This window comes from Enterobacter huaxiensis (assembly GCF_003594935.2).
Classification (GTDB): domain Bacteria; phylum Pseudomonadota; class Gammaproteobacteria; order Enterobacterales; family Enterobacteriaceae; genus Enterobacter; species Enterobacter huaxiensis.
In genome coordinates, this window is record NZ_CP043342.1 from 554,068 (window position 1) to 573,505 (window position 19,438).

Sequence of the window (19,438 nt, forward strand, 5' to 3'; positions counted from 1 at the left end):
CTAGTTATTCTGGTAGATGTCCTTGTAAAGCCTGCTTTCGAAGCGCACCAGAGGAATACGGCGATTACGCTGGTCAGCGGGTTCGACGGCATAGCCGGAAAGATACTGCACGAACGCCATGCGTTGTCCGCTGGCCGTCGTGATAAAGCCCGCAAGGTTATAAACACCCTGCAGTGAACCCGTTTTGGCCGACACTTTGCCATCCACACCTGCGGCATGAAGGCCCGCGCGGTACTGAAGTGAACCATCGTGACCCGCCAGCGGCAGCATCGTAATGAAGTTTAGCTCAGCGTCATGTTGTGCAATGTACTGAAGCACTTGCATCATGGTTGCCGGCGAGATCAGGTTGTGGCGCGATAACCCGGAGCCATCGACGGAGAGGGTATTGCCGAGATCGATCCCTGCCTGCTGGCGCAGGATCTGACGTACGGCGTCGGAGCCGGCCCGCCAGGTGCCCGGAACGCCGAAGCGCGCGTGACCAATCATGCGGAACACCGTGTCGGCAATCATGTTATCCGATTTTTTCAGCATAATCTTAAGCAGATCGTGCAGCGGTGCGGACTGCTTGCTGGCAATAATGTTACCCGGCTGATTAACCTGCGTCTGACGGAGCAGGGTGCCGGTATAGGTAATACCAGCCTGTTTCAGTTCGTCTTTAAGAATAGCGCCGGCATAGCCCGCACCATCCTGAATGGCGAAGGCCAGCGGCAGCGGATCCGCACGCTGCGTCAGACAGCCGGTGAGCGTGAACCGGTTAAGGTCGCCTGGCACCACGTCCAGTTCGCAATACTGCGCATCCGGCGACCCTTTTGCCAGCGTACGAACCTGGCTGAACATCGTTACCGGATAGTAAGAGGCCACGCGGATAAACGCTAAATCATCCGGCTTGGGTGCGCTGTAGAGCGATACAGAAAAGCAGTTACGGTCAACGATAGCGGCGGCAGGCGGTGCGCTAAAGCACTGCGTCATGTCATTCCACGGCCAGCCTGGCGCTTTATCGTGGCTGGCGAAAATGGAGGTATCGATCAGCACGTTGCCATCAATCTTCTGCACGCCAGATTTTTTCAACACCGCTACCATATTGCGGATATCCTGACGCTTGAAGGTCGGGTCTCCGCCAAAGCGGGCAATGAGATCGCCCTTCAGTTCGCCACCCTCGACGTTACCTTTTGTTTCCAGGGTGGTGGTAAAACGGAAGTCAGGGCCAAGCTGGAGCAGGGCGGCGAGGGCAGTGATCACCTTCTGGGTACTGGCAGGCAGCGCCATCTGTTGACTGTGATAGTCAATCTCGGGAGCCTGTGCGCCAACCTTCTGCACCATCAGGGCAAGGTTCGCGCCTGCGGGCAGCTGATTAATGTACTCATCAACATTCGCGGCCTGGGCGGTGAACGTTATACTGGTAGTCAATCCGATGATAAAACTGGAAAATCGCATAATCTCGCGCTAACAACCCGAAAACAAACCGTCATACTACGGTGCATAGCACTGCAAAGTAAACGATGACCCATAGTGAACTTCGCGGTAAAATGCGTATCAAATTGAAAAATTGCTGCTGACCTGGGGCGCTGCACCCGGGTCGGTTTTCTTTTTGCTTCTGGCCCGCTCGCGGTTTGATGTCCGTGGGGCTGGGGCCGGAGCAGGTAATGCTGCTCCCAACAGGAATGTTTAAGAGGTATAACAAATGCAAGCTATTCCGATGACCTTACGTGGTGCCGAAAAACTGCGCGAAGAGCTGGATTTCCTGAAATCCGTTCGTCGCCCTGAAATCATCGCCGCTATCGCGGATGCGCGTGAGCATGGCGATCTGAAAGAGAATGCTGAATACCACGCCGCGCGTGAGCAGCAGGGCTTTTGTGAAGGCCGTATTAAAGATATCGAAGCCAAGCTCTCTAATGCACAGGTTATCGACATCACTAAAATGCCAAACAATGGTCGCGTGATCTTTGGTTCAACCGTGCAGGTCCTGAACCTGGATAATGACGAAGAGCAGACTTACCGCATTGTGGGTGATGATGAGGCGGACTTTAAGCAAAACCTGATTTCGGTGAACTCCCCGATTGCTCGTGGCCTGATTGGCAAAGAGCAGGATGATGTGGTGGTGATCCGCACCCCTGGCGGTGAAGTGGAATACGAAATTATTAAGGTCGAGTACCTGTAATTCGCTTCTCCGCTAAGATGTTGATACATTGTAAAGAAAAGAAAAAGGCCGCATAGCGGCCTTTTATCAACTCAAGGAGCGTGGCATTTTGCTCACCTGCTGACAGAAATCCCTCGTTTTACACAGAAAATGTGTGCAATTCAGGATATCCTTAGCGTGGCAGCGAGATTTTACGCTCTTTAGATGGGCGATAGAGCACCAGCGTTTTACCGATGACCTGTACATTACAGGCGCCGGTTTCGCGCACGATGGCTTCCACGATCAGGGTTTTAGTGTCTCTGTCTTCAGAGGCGATTTTCACCTTGATCAGCTCGTGGTGTTCCAGCGCTTGTTCAATCTCGGCAAGCACCCCTTCGGTCAAACCATTGTTGCCAAGCATAACTACAGGCTTGAGCGGATGTGCCAGACCTTTAAGGTGCTGTTTTTGTTTAGTACTCAGATTCATCGTATATTTTTGCTTACGTTGGGATTGAAAACGGTTCATTCTACCGCCATCTCCCTTATATCGCCAAATAGCAGCGTAGAAATTTACGTCAAAGGTAAGCAACGATGAACCCGGACGGAAAAGTTAAATGACAGGTAAAAAGCGTTCTGCCAGTTCCAGCCGCTGGCTTCAGGAACACTTTAGCGATAAATATGTTCTGCAGGCGCAGAAAAAAGGGTTGCGTTCCCGCGCCTGGTTTAAACTTGATGAAATACAGCAAAGTGACAAACTTTTTAAGCCGGGGATGACGGTTGTCGACCTCGGCGCCGCGCCTGGCGGATGGTCCCAGTATGCGGTAACGCAGATTGGCGGTGCGGGTCGAATCATCGCATGCGACCTTTTGCCAATGGATCCCATCGTCGGAGTCGACTTCCTTCAGGGCGACTTTCGTGATGAATTAGTGCTGAAAGCGTTACTTGAACGTGTGGGTGACAGTAAGGTCCAGGTTGTCATGTCTGATATGGCACCAAATATGTGTGGAACACCGGCGGTGGATATCCCCCGCGGCATGTATCTGGTGGAGCTAGCGTTAGAAATGTGTCGTGATGTACTAGCGCCTGGTGGTAGTTTTGTTGTGAAGGTGTTTCAGGGCGAAGGTTTCGAGGAGTACCTTAAGGAAATTCGCTCCCTGTTTGCGAAGGTTAAAGTTCGTAAGCCGGACTCTTCCCGGGCGCGTTCCCGAGAAGTGTATATTGTAGCGACCGGGCGAAAATGATAACCGGTAGATTTCAGGCGAAAGTTTGAATGAAACTGGATATAGAGTATCCTGACGCTGTTTTTAACACAGTTGTAATGTGAGGTTAATCCCTTGAGTGACATGGCGAAAAACCTAATTCTCTGGCTGGTCATTGCCGTTGTGCTGATGTCAGTATTCCAGAGCTTTGGGCCCAGCGAGTCGAATGGCCGCAAGGTGGATTATTCTACCTTCCTGCAGGAGGTCAATCAGGACCAGGTTCGCGAAGCGCGTATCAACGGACGTGAGATCAACGTTACCAAGAAAGATAGTAACCGTTACACGACCTACATCCCGGTGAACGATCCTAAGCTGCTTGATAACCTTCTGACTAAAAACGTCAAAGTGGTAGGTGAGCCGCCAGAAGAACCGAGCCTGTTGGCTTCTATCTTCATTTCCTGGTTCCCGATGCTGCTTCTTATCGGCGTCTGGATCTTCTTTATGCGCCAGATGCAGGGCGGCGGTGGCAAAGGTGCCATGTCGTTCGGTAAGAGTAAGGCGCGTATGCTGACGGAAGACCAGATCAAGACCACGTTTGCCGATGTCGCAGGTTGTGACGAAGCAAAAGAAGAAGTGGGCGAACTGGTTGAATACCTGCGTGAGCCGAGCCGTTTCCAGAAACTGGGCGGTAAGATCCCGAAAGGCGTTCTGATGGTTGGTCCTCCTGGTACCGGTAAAACCCTGCTGGCGAAAGCCATCGCGGGCGAAGCGAAGGTGCCGTTCTTTACTATTTCAGGTTCTGACTTCGTAGAAATGTTCGTGGGTGTGGGTGCATCTCGTGTGCGTGACATGTTCGAACAGGCCAAGAAGGCAGCGCCGTGCATTATCTTCATCGATGAAATCGATGCCGTAGGCCGCCAGCGTGGCGCAGGTCTGGGCGGTGGTCACGATGAACGTGAACAGACGCTGAACCAGATGCTGGTTGAGATGGATGGCTTCGAAGGTAATGAAGGTATTATCGTTATTGCCGCGACTAACCGTCCGGACGTACTTGACCCAGCGCTGCTGCGTCCAGGCCGTTTCGACCGTCAGGTTGTAGTTGGTCTGCCAGATGTTCGCGGTCGTGAACAGATTCTGAAGGTTCACATGCGTCGCGTACCGCTGTCGCCAGATATCGACGCGGCAATCATCGCGCGTGGTACTCCGGGCTTCTCCGGTGCAGATCTGGCTAACCTGGTCAACGAAGCTGCACTGTTTGCCGCTCGCGGTAACAAGCGCGTGGTCTCTATGGTGGAGTTCGAGAAAGCGAAAGACAAAATCATGATGGGTGCGGAACGTCGCTCCATGGTGATGACGGAAGCGCAGAAAGAGTCCACGGCATACCACGAAGCAGGCCATGCGATTATCGGTCGCCTGGTGCCGGAACACGATCCGGTGCATAAAGTGACGATTATCCCGCGCGGTCGCGCACTGGGTGTGACGTTCTTCCTGCCTGAAGGCGACGCGATCAGCGCCAGCCGTCAGAAACTGGAAAGCCAGATTTCAACCCTGTACGGCGGCCGTCTGGCAGAAGAGATTATCTACGGTGTGGAACATGTTTCTACCGGTGCGTCCAACGACATTAAAGTCGCGACAAACCTGGCGCGTAACATGGTGACCCAGTGGGGCTTCTCCGACAAGCTTGGTCCACTGCTGTACGCAGAGGAAGAGGGTGAGGTGTTCCTGGGCCGTTCCGTAGCGAAAGCGAAGCATATGTCCGATGAAACGGCACGTATCATCGACCAGGAAGTGAAATTACTGGTGGAACGTAACTATGCACGCGCACGCCAGATCCTGAACGACAATATGGACATCCTGCATTCGATGAAAGATGCGCTCATGAAGTATGAGACCATCGATGCTCCGCAGATTGACGACCTGATGGCTCGCCGCGACGTGCGTCCGCCAGCAGGCTGGGAAGACCCAGGCGCTTCCAACAATTCTGACAACAATGGCACCCCGCGTGCACCGCGTCCGGTCGATGAACCGCGTACGCCAAACCCGGGCAACACCATGTCAGAACAGTTGGGCGATAAGTAAGTCACTGCTGTTGACGAAACTGTCTGTACCTCAAACCCTGGAGCTTGCTCCGGGGTTTTTCTTTTTTGTTTAACCATATCAATACCAGGGATTTGAACATGAAACTATTCGCCCAGGACTCGCATCTCGATCTCTCGCATCCTCATGTGATGGGGATCCTGAATGTTACCCCTGACTCCTTCTCCGACGGCGGCACGCATAACACGCTTATCGAAGCGGTAAAGCACGCAAATTTAATGATCAATGCGGGTGCCACCATCATTGACGTCGGCGGTGAATCGACGCGCCCAGGTGCGGCGGATGTTTCTGTGGAAGAAGAGCTGGCACGCGTGGTGCCGGTAGTTGAAGCTATTGCACAGCGTTTCGAAGTGTGGATTTCTGTTGATACCTCCAAGCCTGAAGTCATTCGTGAAGTAGCGAGAGTGGGCGCTCACATTATTAATGATATCCGCTCGCTGACCGAGCCAGGTGCGATAGAGGCGGCAGCGGAAACCGGCCTGCCGGTTTGTCTGATGCACATGCAGGGCCAGCCGAAAACGATGCAGGAAGCGCCTAAGTACGAAGATGTCTTTGCCGATGTGAATCGCTTCTTTATTGAGCATATTGCACGCTGCGAACGTGCGGGTATCGCAAAAGAGAAATTGCTGCTCGACCCGGGGTTCGGTTTCGGTAAAAATCTCTCCCACAACTATGAGCTGCTTGCGCGTTTATCGGAATTTCATCAGTTCGGCCTGCCGCTGCTGGTGGGTATGTCGAGAAAGTCGATGATTGGGCAGTTGCTGAATGTGGGGCCGAGCGAGCGTCTGAGCGGCAGCCTGGCGTGCGCGGTGATTGCAGCGATGCAAGGCGCGCATATTATTCGTGTCCATGACGTCAAAGAAACAGTAGAAGCCATGCGTGTGGTAGAAGCCACACTGGCAGCGAAGGAAAAGAAACGCTATGAGTAACCGTAAATATTTTGGTACCGATGGTATCCGTGGGCGCGTAGGCGATGCTCCAATCACCCCTGATTTTGTTCTGAAGCTGGGCTGGGCGGCTGGTAAGGTACTGGCGCGTCATGGCTCCCGTAAAATCATCATCGGCAAAGACACCCGCATCTCTGGCTATATGCTAGAGTCCGCGCTGGAAGCGGGCCTCGCCGCAGCGGGGCTGTCTGCCTCCTTTACGGGGCCAATGCCTACGCCTGCTGTTGCCTATCTGACGCGTACCTTCCGTGCGGAAGCGGGGATTGTTATTTCGGCTTCCCACAACCCATTCTATGACAACGGTATCAAGTTCTTCTCTATCGACGGCACCAAGCTGCCTGACGAAGTAGAAGAGGCGATTGAAGCCGAAATGGAAAAAGAGATCACCTGCGTCGACTCGGCTGAGCTGGGTAAGGCAAACCGTATTGTTGATGCGGCAGGCCGTTACATCGAATTCTGTAAAGGGACTTTCCCGAACGAATTGAGCCTGGCCCACCTGAAAATTGTGGTGGACTGCGCTAACGGTGCGACCTACCACATTGCGCCTAACGTCTTCCGCGAGCTGGGCGCGAAAGTGATCACCATCGGCTGCGAGCCGGACGGCCTGAACATCAATGAAGAAGTGGGCGCGACGGACGTTCGTGCTCTGCAGGCACGCGTGCTGGCGGAGAAAGCCGATCTCGGTATTGCCCTCGATGGCGACGGCGACCGCGTGATCATGGTTGACCACGAAGGTAATAAGGTCGACGGCGATCAAATCCTCTATATCATCGCCCGTGAAGGACTGCGTCAGGGGCAGCTGCGCGGCGGCGCGGTTGGCACGCTAATGAGCAACATGGGCCTGGAGCTGGCGCTGAAGCAGCTGGGTATCCCGTTTGTTCGCGCGAAAGTGGGTGACCGCTACGTGCTGGAAAAACTGCAGGAGAAGGGCTGGCGCATTGGCGCGGAAAACTCCGGCCACGTGATCCTTCTCGACAAAACGACCACCGGTGACGGCATCGTGGCTGGCCTGCAGGTTGTGGCTGCCATGGCGCGCAACCACATGAGCCTGCACGATCTCTGCAGCGGCATGAAAATGTTCCCGCAGATCCTGGTTAACGTGCGTTTCACCGCCGGCAACGGCGATCCGCTGGAAAGTGATAACGTGAAGGCCGTTATGGCTGACGTTGAAGCTGCACTCGGCAATCGCGGACGCGTGCTGCTGCGTAAGTCGGGTACTGAGCCACTGATCCGCGTGATGGTTGAAGGCGAAGACGAAGCGCAGGTAACTGAATACGCACACCGTATTGCTGATGCAGTAAAAGCTGCATAACATTTCACGGTAAGTGTTTAAAAAGGCGGCGCTAGTCGCCTTTGTTTTAAGCAATTAATGGCTTTTTGCTGTTTTTTTCCGCAGTTGATACAATGCGTCAAAAATGCCCTTGCGAAGGTCATTCGCTTTGGTTAGTATTCACACCCGCTTCAGTGGGAAACACGAAATCCTGCTAATTGGTCGAAGCATTGGTATGCGGCAAATCCGCAAGGAACAGGTTGATTATGTACGAAGCTCTTTTAGTTATTTTCCTTATTGTAGCCATCGCTCTTGTAGCGCTGATCATGCTGCAGCAAGGTAAAGGCGCTGATATGGGAGCCTCCTTCGGAGCAGGCGCTTCCGGTACGCTGTTTGGTTCAAGTGGTTCTGCGAACTTCATGACCCGCACCACGGCGATTCTGGCTACGCTGTTCTTCATCATCAGTCTGGTGCTGGGTAATATCAACAGCAACAAGACCAGTAAAGGAAGCGAGTGGGAAAATCTGAGCGCGCCAGCGAAAACTGAGCAAACTCAGCCAGCTGCACCGGCTAAGCCGACCAGCGATATCCCGCAGTAAGTATTCAGTACCGAGGTGGTGGAATTGGTAGACACGCTACCTTGAGGTGGTAGTGCCCTAACGGGCTTGTGGGTTCGAGTCCCATCCTCGGTACCAATATTCCAGAAGAAAGACGTCGAAAGACGTCTTTTTTTGTTTGTGCTTTTTGCCGTTCGTAGGCCCGGTAAGCGCAGCGCCACCGGGCAAAATGGCGGGTGGCGCTGCGCTTACCCGCCCTACAAAATCCAAATAAAAAAGGCGCCCATTGGGCGCCTTCTGCATTTCTCAGTAACGACTATTTCTTGTCGCTGTGTTCCAGATTCTCAACCTGCGGCAGGCCGTTACCCGTGTTGGCGGAGAGCAGGCCATTTTCAATGTAGTTGAACAGCTTCTCACGGGTGTCGGTAATATCCAGGTTACGCATGGTCAGCTGGCCAATACGGTCGTCAGGAGAGAACACGGAATCACCTTTCTCCATGGTCAGACGTTCTGCTTTATAGGTCAGGTTGTCAGACACGGTGTTCAGGATGGAATAGTCGTTGCCGCGACGCAGTTCCAGCGTCACTTCGCCGGTGATCGCGCTTGCTACCCAACGCTGCAGCGCATCACGCAGCATCAGTGCCTGAGGATCGAACCAGCGGCCCTGATACAGCAGTTTACCCAACTGACGACCATGAGAGTGATACTGCTCGATGGTGTCTTCATTGTGAATACCGGTCAGCAGACGCTCGTAAGCGATATGCAGAAGCGCCATCCCCGGGGCTTCGTAGATGCCACGGCTTTTCGCTTCGATGATACGGTTTTCAATCTGATCGCTCATGCCCAGGCCGTGACGACCGCCGATGCGGTTTGCTTCGAGCATCAGCTCTACGTCGTCAGAGAACGTTTTGCCGTTCAGCGCAACCGGATGGCCGCGTTCGAAGCGTACGGTCACTTCTTCTGCCTGGATTTTGACGTTTTCGTCCCAGAACTTAACGCCCATGATCGGGTTAACGATTTTCACGCTGGAGTTCAGGAACTCCAGGTCTTTTGCTTCGTGCGTTGCACCCAGCATGTTGGAGTCGGTGGAGTAGGCTTTCTCAACGGACATTTTATAGTCAAAGCCGCAGGCGATCATAAACTCGGACATTTCATGACGGCCACCCAGCTCATCGATGAAGTCGGTATCCAGCCACGGTTTGTAAATCTGCAGTTCGGCGTTGGTCAGCAGGCCATAACGATAGAAACGTTCGATATCGTTGCCTTTATAGGTGCTTCCGTCGCCCCAGATGTTCACGCCATCTTCTTTCATGGCAGCAACCAGCATGGTGCCGGTGACGGCACGGCCCAGCGGGGTGGTGTTAAAATAGGTCAGGCCGCCGGTGGTGTTATGGAAAGCGCCGCACTGGATAGCCGCAATACCTTCGGCAACCAGCTGCTTACGGCAGTCAATCAGTCGTGCGTTCTCTGCGCCATACTCCATGGCACGACGAGGGATCGCGTCATAATCTTCCTCATCCGGCTGACCCAGGTTCGCAGTATATGCATAAGGAACCGCTCCCTTTTGGCGCATCCACAGCAGTGCAGCGCTGGTATCCAGGCCGCCAGAAAAAGCGATGCCAATACGTTGTCCAACCGGAAGATGCTTGAGAATCGTCGTCATAAAATAAAACCCTGCTTGATTGACTGATTAGAGACCGCTTTCGCTCTCGATGCATGTTTATGCAAAATAAGTGAGTATTCATTTAATCATCTTTTGTCGATGACCGAAAGAGAAGCCTGCATTTTTTGTAAAAAATTCCCTGTGTTTACCCTGACCGAAGTTAGGTTGACAGGTGGGGTCAACTATCAATATACTAAACGCCGATTTTACGTCCCGTCTTCGGTACCAAATCCCAGCATTATTTGCAAATTCTCACCAAAACGCGTAGAATTTGCCACGTTTCAGGCGCGGGGTGGAGCAGCCTGGTAGCTCGTCGGGCTCATAACCCGAAGGTCGTCGGTTCAAATCCGGCCCCCGCAACCACTTTCCCATAAAGTTCTTTTTCAAATATACTGTGAAGACCTAGAGGCTTCGTAGCTGGATTTGAAAAAATTCTTTCAGAAAGTGCTCCAGGCCACAGTTGTGGCTATAGGGTTCAGTTATCTAAAGCCCCGATTTATCGGGGTTTTTTGTTATCTGACTACAGAATAACTGGGCTTTACGCCCTTTTTTTATGTCTTGGGGGTGGGCTTGTCCACATTAGAGCAAAAATTAACAGAGATGATTACTGCACCGGTCGAAGCACTGGGCTACGAACTGGTTGGCATCGAATTCGTTCGCGGCCGCACATCGACGCTGCGCATCTATATTGATAGTGAAGATGGCATCAATGTTGATGATTGTGCTGATGTTAGCCACCAGGTCAGTGCCGTAATGGATGTTGAAGATCCGATTACCGTTGCGTACAACCTGGAAGTTTCCTCACCTGGCCTCGATCGTCCGATGTTTACGGCCGAACACTATGTGCGCTTTACCGGTGAAGAAGTGGCTCTCGTTCTGCGTATGGCCGTACAAAACCGCCGCAAATGGCAGGGTGTCATCAAAGCCGTTGAGGGCGAGATGATCACGGTGACAGTCGAAGGCAAAGATGAAGTGTTCGCGCTGAGTAATATCCAGAAGGCGAACCTGGTTCCCCACTTTTAACAGTCTGGATTGAGGTGAAAAGCCCGCGATGAACAAAGAAATTTTGGCTGTTGTTGAAGCCGTCTCCAACGAGAAATCACTGCCGCGTGAGAAGATTTTCGAAGCGCTGGAAAGTGCACTGGCTACAGCAACCAAGAAAAAATACGAACAAGAGATCGATGTCCGCGTAGAAATCGATCGTAAAAGCGGTGACTTCGATACATTCCGTCGTTGGGTAATCGTAGAAGAAGTGACCCAGCCGACCAAAGAGATCACCCTGGAAGCTGCACGTTACGAAGACGAAAGTCTGAACGTGGGCGAGTACGTTGAAGATCAGATTGAATCTGTTACCTTCGACCGTATCACCACCCAGACCGCGAAGCAGGTCATCGTACAGAAAGTGCGTGAAGCTGAACGTGCACTGGTTGTCGATCAGTTCCGCGATCAGGAAGGCGAAATCATCACCGGCGTGGTGAAGAAAGTTAACCGCGATAACATCTCTCTGGAAATTAAATCCGAAGGGCTGCCGGGTAACGCTGAAGCTGTGATCCTGCGTGAAGATATGCTGCCGCGTGAAAACTTCCGTCCAGGCGACCGTATCCGTGGTGTTCTGTACGCTGTGCGTCCAGAAGCGCGTGGTGCGCAGCTGTTCGTGACCCGTTCTAAACCAGAAATGCTGGTAGAACTGTTCCGTATCGAAGTGCCGGAAATCGGCGAAGAAGTTATCGAAATTAAAGCAGCGGCTCGCGATCCAGGTTCCCGTGCGAAAATCGCGGTGAAAACCAACGACAAGCGTATCGACCCGGTCGGTGCTTGCGTGGGTATGCGCGGTGCGCGCGTTCAGGCGGTCTCTACCGAACTGGGCGGCGAGCGTATTGATATCGTTCTGTGGGACGACAACCCGGCGCAGTTCGTGATCAACGCAATGGCTCCGGCTGATGTGGCGTCTATCGTTGTTGACGAAGACAAACACACCATGGATATCGCTGTAGAAGCGGGCAACCTGGCGCAGGCGATCGGCCGTAACGGTCAGAACGTACGCCTGGCGTCACAGCTCAGCGGCTGGGAACTCAACGTAATGACCGTTGATGACCTGCAGGCTAAGCATCAGGCTGAAGCCCATGCGGCGATCGATACCTTCACCAAATACCTCGATATTGACGAAGATTTCGCCACTGTTCTGGTTGAAGAAGGTTTCTCTACGCTGGAAGAACTGGCCTATGTGCCAATGAAAGAGCTGCTGGAAATTGACGGTCTGGATGAAGCGACCGTTGAAGCCCTGCGTGAACGCGCTAAAAACGCACTGACCACCCTGGCACTGGCTCAGGAAGAAAGCCTTGGCGATAATAAGCCGGCTGATGACCTGCTGAATCTGGAAGGTCTTGATCGTGCGATTGCGTTCAAGCTGGCTGCCCGTGGTGTTTGTACGCTGGAAGATCTCGCTGAGCAAGGCGTTGATGACCTGGCTGATATCGAAGGTTTAACCGACGAGAAAGCCGGCGAACTCATCATGGCCGCACGTAATATTTGCTGGTTCGGCGACGAAGCGTAATAAACTGTAGCAGGAAGGAACAGCATGACTGATGTAACTGTAAAAACGCTGGCTGCTGAGATTCAGACTTCCGTGGACCGCCTGGTACAGCAATTTGCTGATGCAGGGATCCCGAAGTCCGCTGATGACTCAGTGACCGCGCAAGAGAAACAAACCTTATTATCGCACCTGAACCGCGAACACGGTTCGGCGCCTGATAAACTGACGTTACAGCGTAAAACGCGCAGTACGTTAAATGTTCCAGGTACCGGTGGCAAAAGCAAATCGGTACAAATCGAAGTCCGCAAGACACGCACCTTTGTAAAACGTGATCCGCAAGAGGCAGAACGCCTTGCCGCGGAAGAGCAGGCACAGCGTGAAGCGGAAGAACAAGCTCAGCGTGAGGCAGAAATTACTGCCAAACGTGAGGCAGAATTAAAAGCTGAACGTGAGGCCGCAGAAAAAGCGAAGCGCGATGCCAGTGATAAAGCGAAGCGTGACGCGGCGGAAAAAGACAAAGTGAGCAATCAACAGACTGACGAAATGACCAAAACAGCCCAGACGGAAAAAGCCCGTCGTGAAAATGAAGCGGCCGAACTGAAGCGTAAAGCGGAAGAAGAAGCTCGCCGTAAGCTGGAAGAAGACGCACGTCGTGTTGCTGAAGAAGCGCGCCGTATGGCAGAAGAAAACGAGAAGAACGGTATCAATCCTGTCGAGCAGACAGAAGACACCAGTGATTATCACGTAACCACTTCTCAGCACGCACGCCAGGCAGAAGACGAAAACGACCGCGAAGTTGAGGGTGGCCGTGGCCGTACCCGCACCGCGTCGAAAACTGCCCGTCCTCAGAAGAAAGGCAATAAGCACGCTGAATCCAAAGCCGATCGCGAAGAAGCGCGTGCAGCGGGTCGCGGTGGTAAAGGCGGTAAGCGTAAAGGTTCCGCTCTGCAGCAGGGCTTCCAGAAGCCCGCTCAGGCCGTTAACCGTGACGTTGTGATTGGCGAAACCATCACCGTTGGCGATCTGGCGAACAAGATGGCGGTTAAAGGCTCTCAGGTCATCAAAGCGATGATGAAGCTGGGCGCAATGGCCACCATCAACCAGGTTATCGATCAGGAAACCGCACAGCTGGTTGCCGAAGAGATGGGCCACAAAGTTATCCTGCGTCGTGAAAACGAGCTGGAAGAAGCAGTAATGAGCGACCGTGACACTGGCGCAGCGGCTGAACCGCGTGCACCGGTTGTGACCATCATGGGCCACGTTGACCACGGTAAAACCTCTCTGCTCGACTACATTCGTTCTACTAAGGTTGCCTCCGGCGAAGCGGGTGGTATTACCCAGCACATCGGTGCTTACCACGTAGAAACCGATAACGGCATGATCACCTTCCTGGATACCCCAGGCCACGCCGCGTTTACCTCAATGCGTGCTCGTGGTGCTCAGGCAACGGATATCGTTGTGCTGGTTGTTGCTGCTGACGATGGCGTGATGCCACAGACCATTGAAGCTATCCAGCACGCGAAAGCGGCGCAGGTGCCTCTGGTTGTTGCAGTTAACAAAATCGATAAGCCAGAAGCCGATATGGACCGCGTTAAGAACGAACTGTCTCAGTACGGCGTTATGCCGGAAGAGTGGGGCGGCGAAGCGCAGTTCATCCCTGTATCTGCTAAAGCAGGTACCGGTATCGACGACCTGCTGAACGCAATCCTGCTGCAGGCTGAAGTACTTGAGCTGAAAGCGATTCGTAACGGTATGGCGAGCGGTGCGGTCATTGAATCCTTCCTGGATAAAGGTCGTGGTCCGGTTGCAACCGTTCTGGTTCGCGAAGGTACGCTGAACAAGGGCGACATCGTTCTTTGCGGCTTCGAATACGGTCGCGTTCGTGCGATGCGTAACGAACTGGGTCAGGAAGTGCTGGAAGCAGGTCCATCCATTCCAGTGGAAATCCTGGGTCTGTCCGGTGTTCCGGCTGCCGGTGACGAAGTGACCGTTGTGCGTGACGAGAAGAAAGCGCGTGAAGTTGCACTGTATCGTCAGGGCAAATTCCGTGAAGTTAAGCTGGCTCGTCAGCAGAAATCTAAACTCGAGAACATGTTTGCGAACATGACCGAAGGCGAAGTTCACGAAGTGAACGTCGTACTGAAAGCCGACGTTCAGGGGTCTGTGGAAGCGATCTCCGACTCCTTGCTGAAACTGTCTACCGACGAAGTTAAAGTGAAGATTATCGGTTCTGGCGTAGGTGGTATCACCGAAACCGACGCAACCCTGGCTGCAGCCTCTAACGCTATCCTGGTTGGCTTCAACGTTCGTGCGGATGCGTCTGCGCGTAAAGTGATTGAATCCGAAAGCCTGGATCTGCGCTACTACTCCGTCATCTATAACCTGATCGACGAAGTGAAAGCAGCGATGAGCGGCATGCTGTCTCCTGAGCTGAAACAGCAGATCATCGGTCTGGCTGAAGTACGTGACGTGTTCAAATCACCTAAATTCGGTGCGATCGCGGGCTGTATGGTTACCGAAGGTAACATCAAGCGTCACAACCCAATCCGCGTACTGCGTGACAACGTGGTTATCTACGAAGGCGAGCTGGAATCCCTGCGCCGCTTCAAAGATGACGTTAACGAAGTCCGTAACGGCATGGAATGTGGTATCGGCGTTAAGAACTACAACGACGTTCGCGTTGGCGATATGATCGAAGTGTTCGAGATCATCGAAATTCAGCGTACTATCGCTTAATTACCGATTGTAAGCCGGGATCGCCTCGCGCCACCCGGCAATAATTTTAAAAAGGGGCTTTAGCCCCTTTTTTGTCTGGAGAATTTATTATGGCGAAAGAATTTGGTCGCCCTCAGCGCGTAGCGCAGGAAATGCAGAAAGAGATCGCGCTCATTCTGCAACGTGAAATTAAAGACCCACGCGTGGGCATGATGACCACCGTCTCTGGCGTGGAAATGTCTCGCGACCTGGCGTATGCCAAAGTGTTCGTGACCTTCCTGAATGACCAGGACGAAGCGGCCGTCAAAAATGGCATTAAAGCGCTGCAGGAAGCGTCTGGCTTCATCCGTTCACTGCTCGGTAAAGCGATGCGCCTGCGTATCGTGCCTGAGCTGACCTTCTTCTACGACAACTCGCTGGTCGAAGGTATGCGCATGTCCAACCTGGTGACCAGCGTGGTGAAACACGACGACGAACGTCGCGTTAACCCAGCGGACGACAGCAAGGAGGACTGATGAGTCGTCCTCGTCGTCGTGGTCGTGACGTGCACGGTGTGCTGCTGCTGGATAAACCCCAGGGCGCATCCAGCAACGACGTGCTGCAGAAAGTGAAGCGTATTTTTAACGCCAACCGCGCGGGCCATACGGGCGCGCTGGATCCGCTAGCGACCGGTATGCTGCCGGTTTGCCTGGGGGAGGCGACAAAGTTTTCCCAGTACCTGCTGGATTCCGATAAGCGTTATCGCGTTATCGCTAAATTAGGCCAGCGCACGGACACCTCCGATGCGGATGGCCTGGTCGTCGAAGAGCGTCCGGTGACCTTCAGCGCTGAGCAGCTTGATGCTGCGCTGGAGAGCTTCCGGGGCGAGACGATGCAGGTGCCGTCGATGTATTCGGCGCTGAAATATCAGGGCAAGAAACTCTACGAGTACGCGCGTCAGGGCATTGACGTCCCGCGCGAGGCCCGTCCGATTACCGTGTATGAGCTGCTGTTCATTCGCCATGAAGGCGATGAGCTGGAGCTGGAAGTGCACTGTTCGAAAGGCACCTATATTCGTACCATCATCGACGATCTCGGTGAAAAGCTGGGCTGCGGCGCGCATGTGATCTACCTGCGTCGTCTGGCTGTCAGCAAATATCCGGTTGAGCGTATGGTGACGCTTGAGCAGCTTCGCGAGCTGGCTGAACAAGCTGAAGCGCAGGGGATTGCCCCGGCAGATTTGCTTGACCCACTGCTGATGCCGATGGACAGTCCAGCAGCAGACTTTCCGATCGTTAATCTTCCTTTAACATCGTCCGTTTACTTTAAGAACGGGAATCCGGTTCGCACAACGGATGCCCCGCTGGAAGGTCTGGTACGCGTGACCGAAGGTGAAGAAGGGAAGTTTCTCGGCATGGGTGAAATGGATGGTGAAGGACGCGTTGCGCCGCGCCGTCTGGTTGTTGAATACCCGGTCGAAGGCTAACGGCGATTGCGGCTCATCTTGCGATAAGCAGGGGAGACGAGTAGAATATCGCCGCTTAACGATCTGCAAATTGTTTAACAATCTGCTGGTCGTATACTGGGATTGCTGAATTAGAGATCGGCATCCTTACATTCTTTATATTCTGGAGTTTGAAAATGTCTCTAAGCGTTGAAGCTAAAGCTAAAATCGTTTCTGAGTTTGGTCGTGGTACTAACGACAGCGGTTCTACCGAAGTTCAGGTTGCACTGCTGACTGCACAGATTAACCACCTGCAGGGTCACTTTGCAGAGCACAAAAAAGATCACCACAGCCGTCGTGGTCTGCTGCGTATGGTTTCTCAGCGTCGTAAACTGCTCGACTACCTGAAACGTAAAGATGTTGCACGCTACACCTCGCTGATCGAGCGTCTGGGTCTGCGTCGCTAAGTCTTGCGAGTTTCAGAAAAGGGGGCCTGATGGCCCCTTTTTTCAACCAGACGGCAGCAATTCACTGGAAACTATTGTATTGTTGCTATAAATGATCTTCATTGCAGAGGTTCGCGCGGCTAATGAGAGGCTTCACCCATGGGGGTGTCGGTTGTCATTAGTCGCGAGGATGCGAAGAAGGTCGGGTTAAATCGTCAGCACGCCGGTGGTGTGCTGTCAAACATTTAAGAAAGGACAGAACTTTGCTGAATCCGATCGTTCGTAAATTCCAGTATGGTCAACATACCGTCACGCTGGAAACCGGCATGATGGCACGTCAGGCGACTGCTGCCGTTATGGTAAGCATGGATGACACCGCGGTATTCGTTACCGTTGTGGGCCAGAAAAAAGCAAAACCAGGTCAGGACTTCTTCCCGCTGACCGTTAACTACCAGGAGCGTACCTACGCTGCCGGTAAAATCCCGGGTGGTTTCTTCCGTCGTGAAGGCCGTCCAAGCGAAGGCGAAACCCTGATCGCGCGTCTGATTGACCGCCCGGTTCGTCCGCTGTTCCCGGAAGGCTTCGTAAACGAAGTTCAGGTTATCGCGACCGTTGTTTCCGTTAACCCACAGGTTAACCCGGACATCGTTGCTATGATCGGCGCATCTGCGGCCCTGTCACTGTCTGGTATTCCATTCAATGGCCCAATCGGTTCCGCGCGCGTTGGCTACATCAACGACCAGTACGTACTGAACCCAACTCAGGAAGAGCTGAAAGAAAGTAAGCTGGACCTGGTTGTTGCCGGTACTGAAGCAGCGGTTCTGATGGTTGAATCCGAAGCTGAACTGCTGAGCGAAGATCAGATGCTGGGCGCTGTGGTATTTGGCCACGAGCAGCAGCAGATCGTTATCCAGAACATCAACGACCTGGTGAAAGAAGCCGGTAAACCACGTTGGGACTGGCAGCCAGAAGCGGTGAACGAGGCGCTGAACGCACGCGTTGCTGCACTGGCAGGCGCACGTCTGAGCGATGCCTACCGCATCACCGACAAACAAGAGCGTTATGCTCAGGTTGACGTCATCAAATCAGAAACCATCGCAACGCTGGTAGCTGAAGATGAATCCCTGGACGCTAACGAGCTGAGCGAAATTCTGCACGCTATCGAGAAAAATGCCGTTCGTAGCCGCGTGCTGGCAGGCGAACCGCGTATCGATGGTCGTGAAAAAGACATGATCCGTGGTCTGGACGTTCGTACTGGCGTGCTGCCACGTACTCACGGTTCCGCACTGTTCACCCGTGGCGAAACGCAGGCGCTGGTTACCGCGACCCTGGGTACCGCACGTGACGCGCAGAACATCGACGAACTGATGGGCGAGCGCACTGACAGCTTCCTGTTCCACTATAACTTCCCTCCGTACTCCGTAGGCGAAACCGGTATGGTGGGCTCTCCGAAGCGTCGTGAAATTGGTCACGGTCGTCTGGCGAAGCGCGGCGTGCTGGCAGTGATGCCAGAAGCTGATAAATTCCCGTACACCGTTCGTGTGGTTTCTGAAATCACCGAATCTAACGGTTCTTCTTCTATGGCTTCCGTGTGTGGTGCCTCTCTGGCGCTGATGGATGCAGGCGTGCCTATCAAGGCTGCTGTTGCGGGTATCGCGATGGGTCTGGTGAAAGAAGGCGACAACTTTGTTGTTCTGTCTGACATCCTGGGCGACGAAGACCACCTGGGCGATATGGACTTCAAAGTAGCGGGTTCCCGCGACGGTATCTCTGCGCTGCAGATGGATATCAAAATTGAAGGTATCACCAAAGAGATCATGCAGGTTGCTCTGAACCAGGCTAAAGGTGCACGTCTGCACATCCTGGGCGTGATGGAACAGGCGATTAACGCGCCGCGCGGCGACATTTCTCAGTTCGCTCCGCGTATCCACACCATCAAGATCAATCCAGACAAGATCAAAGACGTTATCGGTAAGGGCGGTTCTGTTATCCGTGCTCTGACCGAAGAGACCGGCACCACTATCGAAATCGAAGATGATGGTACTGTGAAGATCGCAGCGACCGACGGCGAGAAAGCGAAATTCGCTATCCGTCGCATCGAAGAGATCACCGCAGAGATCGAAGTGGGCCGTATCTACGCAGGTAAAGTGACCCGTATCGTTGACTTTGGCGCATTCGTTGCCATCGGTGGCGGTAAAGAAGGTCTGGTTCACATCTCTCAGATCGCTGACAAGCGCGTTGAGAAAGTGACCGATTACCTGCAGATGGGTCAGGAAGTACCGGTTAAAGTTCTGGAAGTTGACCGCCAGGGCCGTATCCGTCTGAGCATCAAAGAAGCAACCGAGCAGTCTGCTGCCGCTGCGCCGGAAGCTCCGGCTGCTGAACAGCAGGGCGAGTAAGGTTGCCATTAGCCCTCCGCTCTTGCGGAGGGCTTATTATCAGGCAGGACGCCTTGTTAAGCCGCCGGGGGAC

At 53.4% G+C, this 19,438-nt stretch carries 16 protein-coding genes and 2 tRNA genes; 15 read left to right on the forward strand and 3 right to left on the reverse strand.

The genetic code is table 11. The features are described 5' to 3' along the window. Window positions 1-1,434 (reverse strand): serine-type D-Ala-D-Ala carboxypeptidase, encoded by a 1,434-nt coding sequence (gene dacB, locus D5067_RS02715; RefSeq protein ID WP_119936838.1) that lies wholly within the window; start codon window positions 1,432-1,434, stop codon window positions 1-3. Between the two features lie 247 nt (window positions 1,435-1,681). On the opposite strand from dacB, the gene greA reads away from it, so the two are divergent. Then, window positions 1,682-2,158: a transcription elongation factor GreA gene (greA, locus tag D5067_RS02720; RefSeq protein WP_119936839.1), complete on the forward strand. Its 477-nt coding sequence runs from the start codon at window positions 1,682-1,684 to the stop codon at window positions 2,156-2,158. Window positions 2,159-2,309: 151 nt separating this feature from the next. Here greA and yhbY read toward each other — a convergent pair whose 3' ends face one another. Further along, window positions 2,310-2,603, reverse strand: coding sequence for a ribosome assembly RNA-binding protein YhbY (gene yhbY, locus D5067_RS02725; RefSeq protein ID WP_032614629.1), 294 nt, complete (start codon window positions 2,601-2,603; stop codon window positions 2,310-2,312). Window positions 2,604-2,730: 127 nt separating this feature from the next. Here yhbY and rlmE point away from each other — a divergent pair, with 127 nt between their 5' ends. From rlmE to D5067_RS02755, 6 genes are all read left to right on the forward strand, one after another. Beyond that, window positions 2,731-3,357, forward strand: a complete 627-nt coding sequence (gene rlmE / locus D5067_RS02730; RefSeq protein WP_010436004.1) for a 23S rRNA (uridine(2552)-2'-O)-methyltransferase RlmE — start codon at window positions 2,731-2,733, stop codon at window positions 3,355-3,357. Window positions 3,358-3,459: 102 nt separating this feature from the next. After that, complete coding sequence (gene ftsH, locus D5067_RS02735; RefSeq protein ID WP_119936841.1) at window positions 3,460-5,394, forward strand: ATP-dependent zinc metalloprotease FtsH; 1,935 nt, start codon at window positions 3,460-3,462, stop codon at window positions 5,392-5,394. Between the two features lie 98 nt (window positions 5,395-5,492). Further along, window positions 5,493-6,341 carry a dihydropteroate synthase gene (gene folP / locus D5067_RS02740; RefSeq protein ID WP_119936842.1) on the forward strand — a complete coding sequence of 283 codons (849 nt, stop codon included), beginning with the start codon at window positions 5,493-5,495 and terminating at the stop codon, window positions 6,339-6,341. Continuing rightward, window positions 6,334-7,671, forward strand: a complete 1,338-nt coding sequence (glmM, locus tag D5067_RS02745) for a phosphoglucosamine mutase (RefSeq protein WP_119936843.1) — start codon at window positions 6,334-6,336, stop codon at window positions 7,669-7,671. The genes folP and glmM overlap by 8 nt, the downstream gene beginning before the upstream one ends. Before the next feature lie 224 nt (window positions 7,672-7,895). Continuing rightward, entirely contained in the window at window positions 7,896-8,228 is a 333-nt protein-coding gene (secG, locus tag D5067_RS02750) for a preprotein translocase subunit SecG (protein ID WP_003861803.1), read from the forward strand. A gap of 9 nt (window positions 8,229-8,237) precedes the next feature. Further along, window positions 8,238-8,324, forward strand: a tRNA-Leu gene (locus tag D5067_RS02755). Between the two features lie 178 nt (window positions 8,325-8,502). Here the strand turns inward: D5067_RS02755 and argG are convergent. Next, on the reverse strand, window positions 8,503-9,849 hold the full coding sequence (gene argG, locus D5067_RS02760; RefSeq protein WP_119936845.1) for an argininosuccinate synthase: 1,347 nt from the start codon (window positions 9,847-9,849) through the stop codon (window positions 8,503-8,505). A gap of 286 nt (window positions 9,850-10,135) precedes the next feature. Here argG and D5067_RS02765 point away from each other — a divergent pair. The 8 genes from D5067_RS02765 to pnp all read left to right on the forward strand — a co-directional run bounded on the left by D5067_RS02765 (window position 10,136) and on the right by pnp (window position 19,365). After that, window positions 10,136-10,212, forward strand: a tRNA-Met gene (locus D5067_RS02765). Between the two features lie 207 nt (window positions 10,213-10,419). Next, entirely contained in the window at window positions 10,420-10,872 is a 453-nt protein-coding gene (gene rimP / locus D5067_RS02770; RefSeq protein WP_148102658.1) for a ribosome maturation factor RimP, read from the forward strand. A gap of 28 nt (window positions 10,873-10,900) precedes the next feature. After that, a complete protein-coding gene (gene nusA / locus D5067_RS02775) occupies window positions 10,901-12,403 on the forward strand; it encodes a transcription termination factor NusA (RefSeq protein ID WP_119936847.1) in 1,503 nt (500 codons plus the stop codon). Between the two features lie 24 nt (window positions 12,404-12,427). Further along, complete coding sequence (gene infB, locus D5067_RS02780; protein ID WP_119936848.1) at window positions 12,428-15,118, forward strand: translation initiation factor IF-2; 2,691 nt, start codon at window positions 12,428-12,430, stop codon at window positions 15,116-15,118. 89 nt (window positions 15,119-15,207) lie between these two features. Continuing rightward, window positions 15,208-15,612 (forward strand): 30S ribosome-binding factor RbfA, encoded by a 405-nt coding sequence (rbfA, locus tag D5067_RS02785; RefSeq protein ID WP_003024988.1) that lies wholly within the window; start codon window positions 15,208-15,210, stop codon window positions 15,610-15,612. Continuing rightward, window positions 15,612-16,562, forward strand: a complete 951-nt coding sequence (gene truB, locus D5067_RS02790; RefSeq protein WP_119936849.1) for a tRNA pseudouridine(55) synthase TruB — start codon at window positions 15,612-15,614, stop codon at window positions 16,560-16,562. The genes rbfA and truB overlap by 1 nt, the downstream gene beginning before the upstream one ends. A gap of 155 nt (window positions 16,563-16,717) precedes the next feature. Then, the gene (gene rpsO / locus D5067_RS02795; protein ID WP_002434239.1) at window positions 16,718-16,987 is read left to right on the forward strand and encodes a 30S ribosomal protein S15; all 270 of its coding nucleotides are present in this window, start codon (window positions 16,718-16,720) and stop codon (window positions 16,985-16,987) included. A gap of 242 nt (window positions 16,988-17,229) precedes the next feature. Beyond that, window positions 17,230-19,365, forward strand: a complete 2,136-nt coding sequence (gene pnp, locus D5067_RS02800) for a polyribonucleotide nucleotidyltransferase (RefSeq protein WP_119936850.1) — start codon at window positions 17,230-17,232, stop codon at window positions 19,363-19,365. Window positions 19,366-19,438 lie beyond the last annotated feature (73 nt).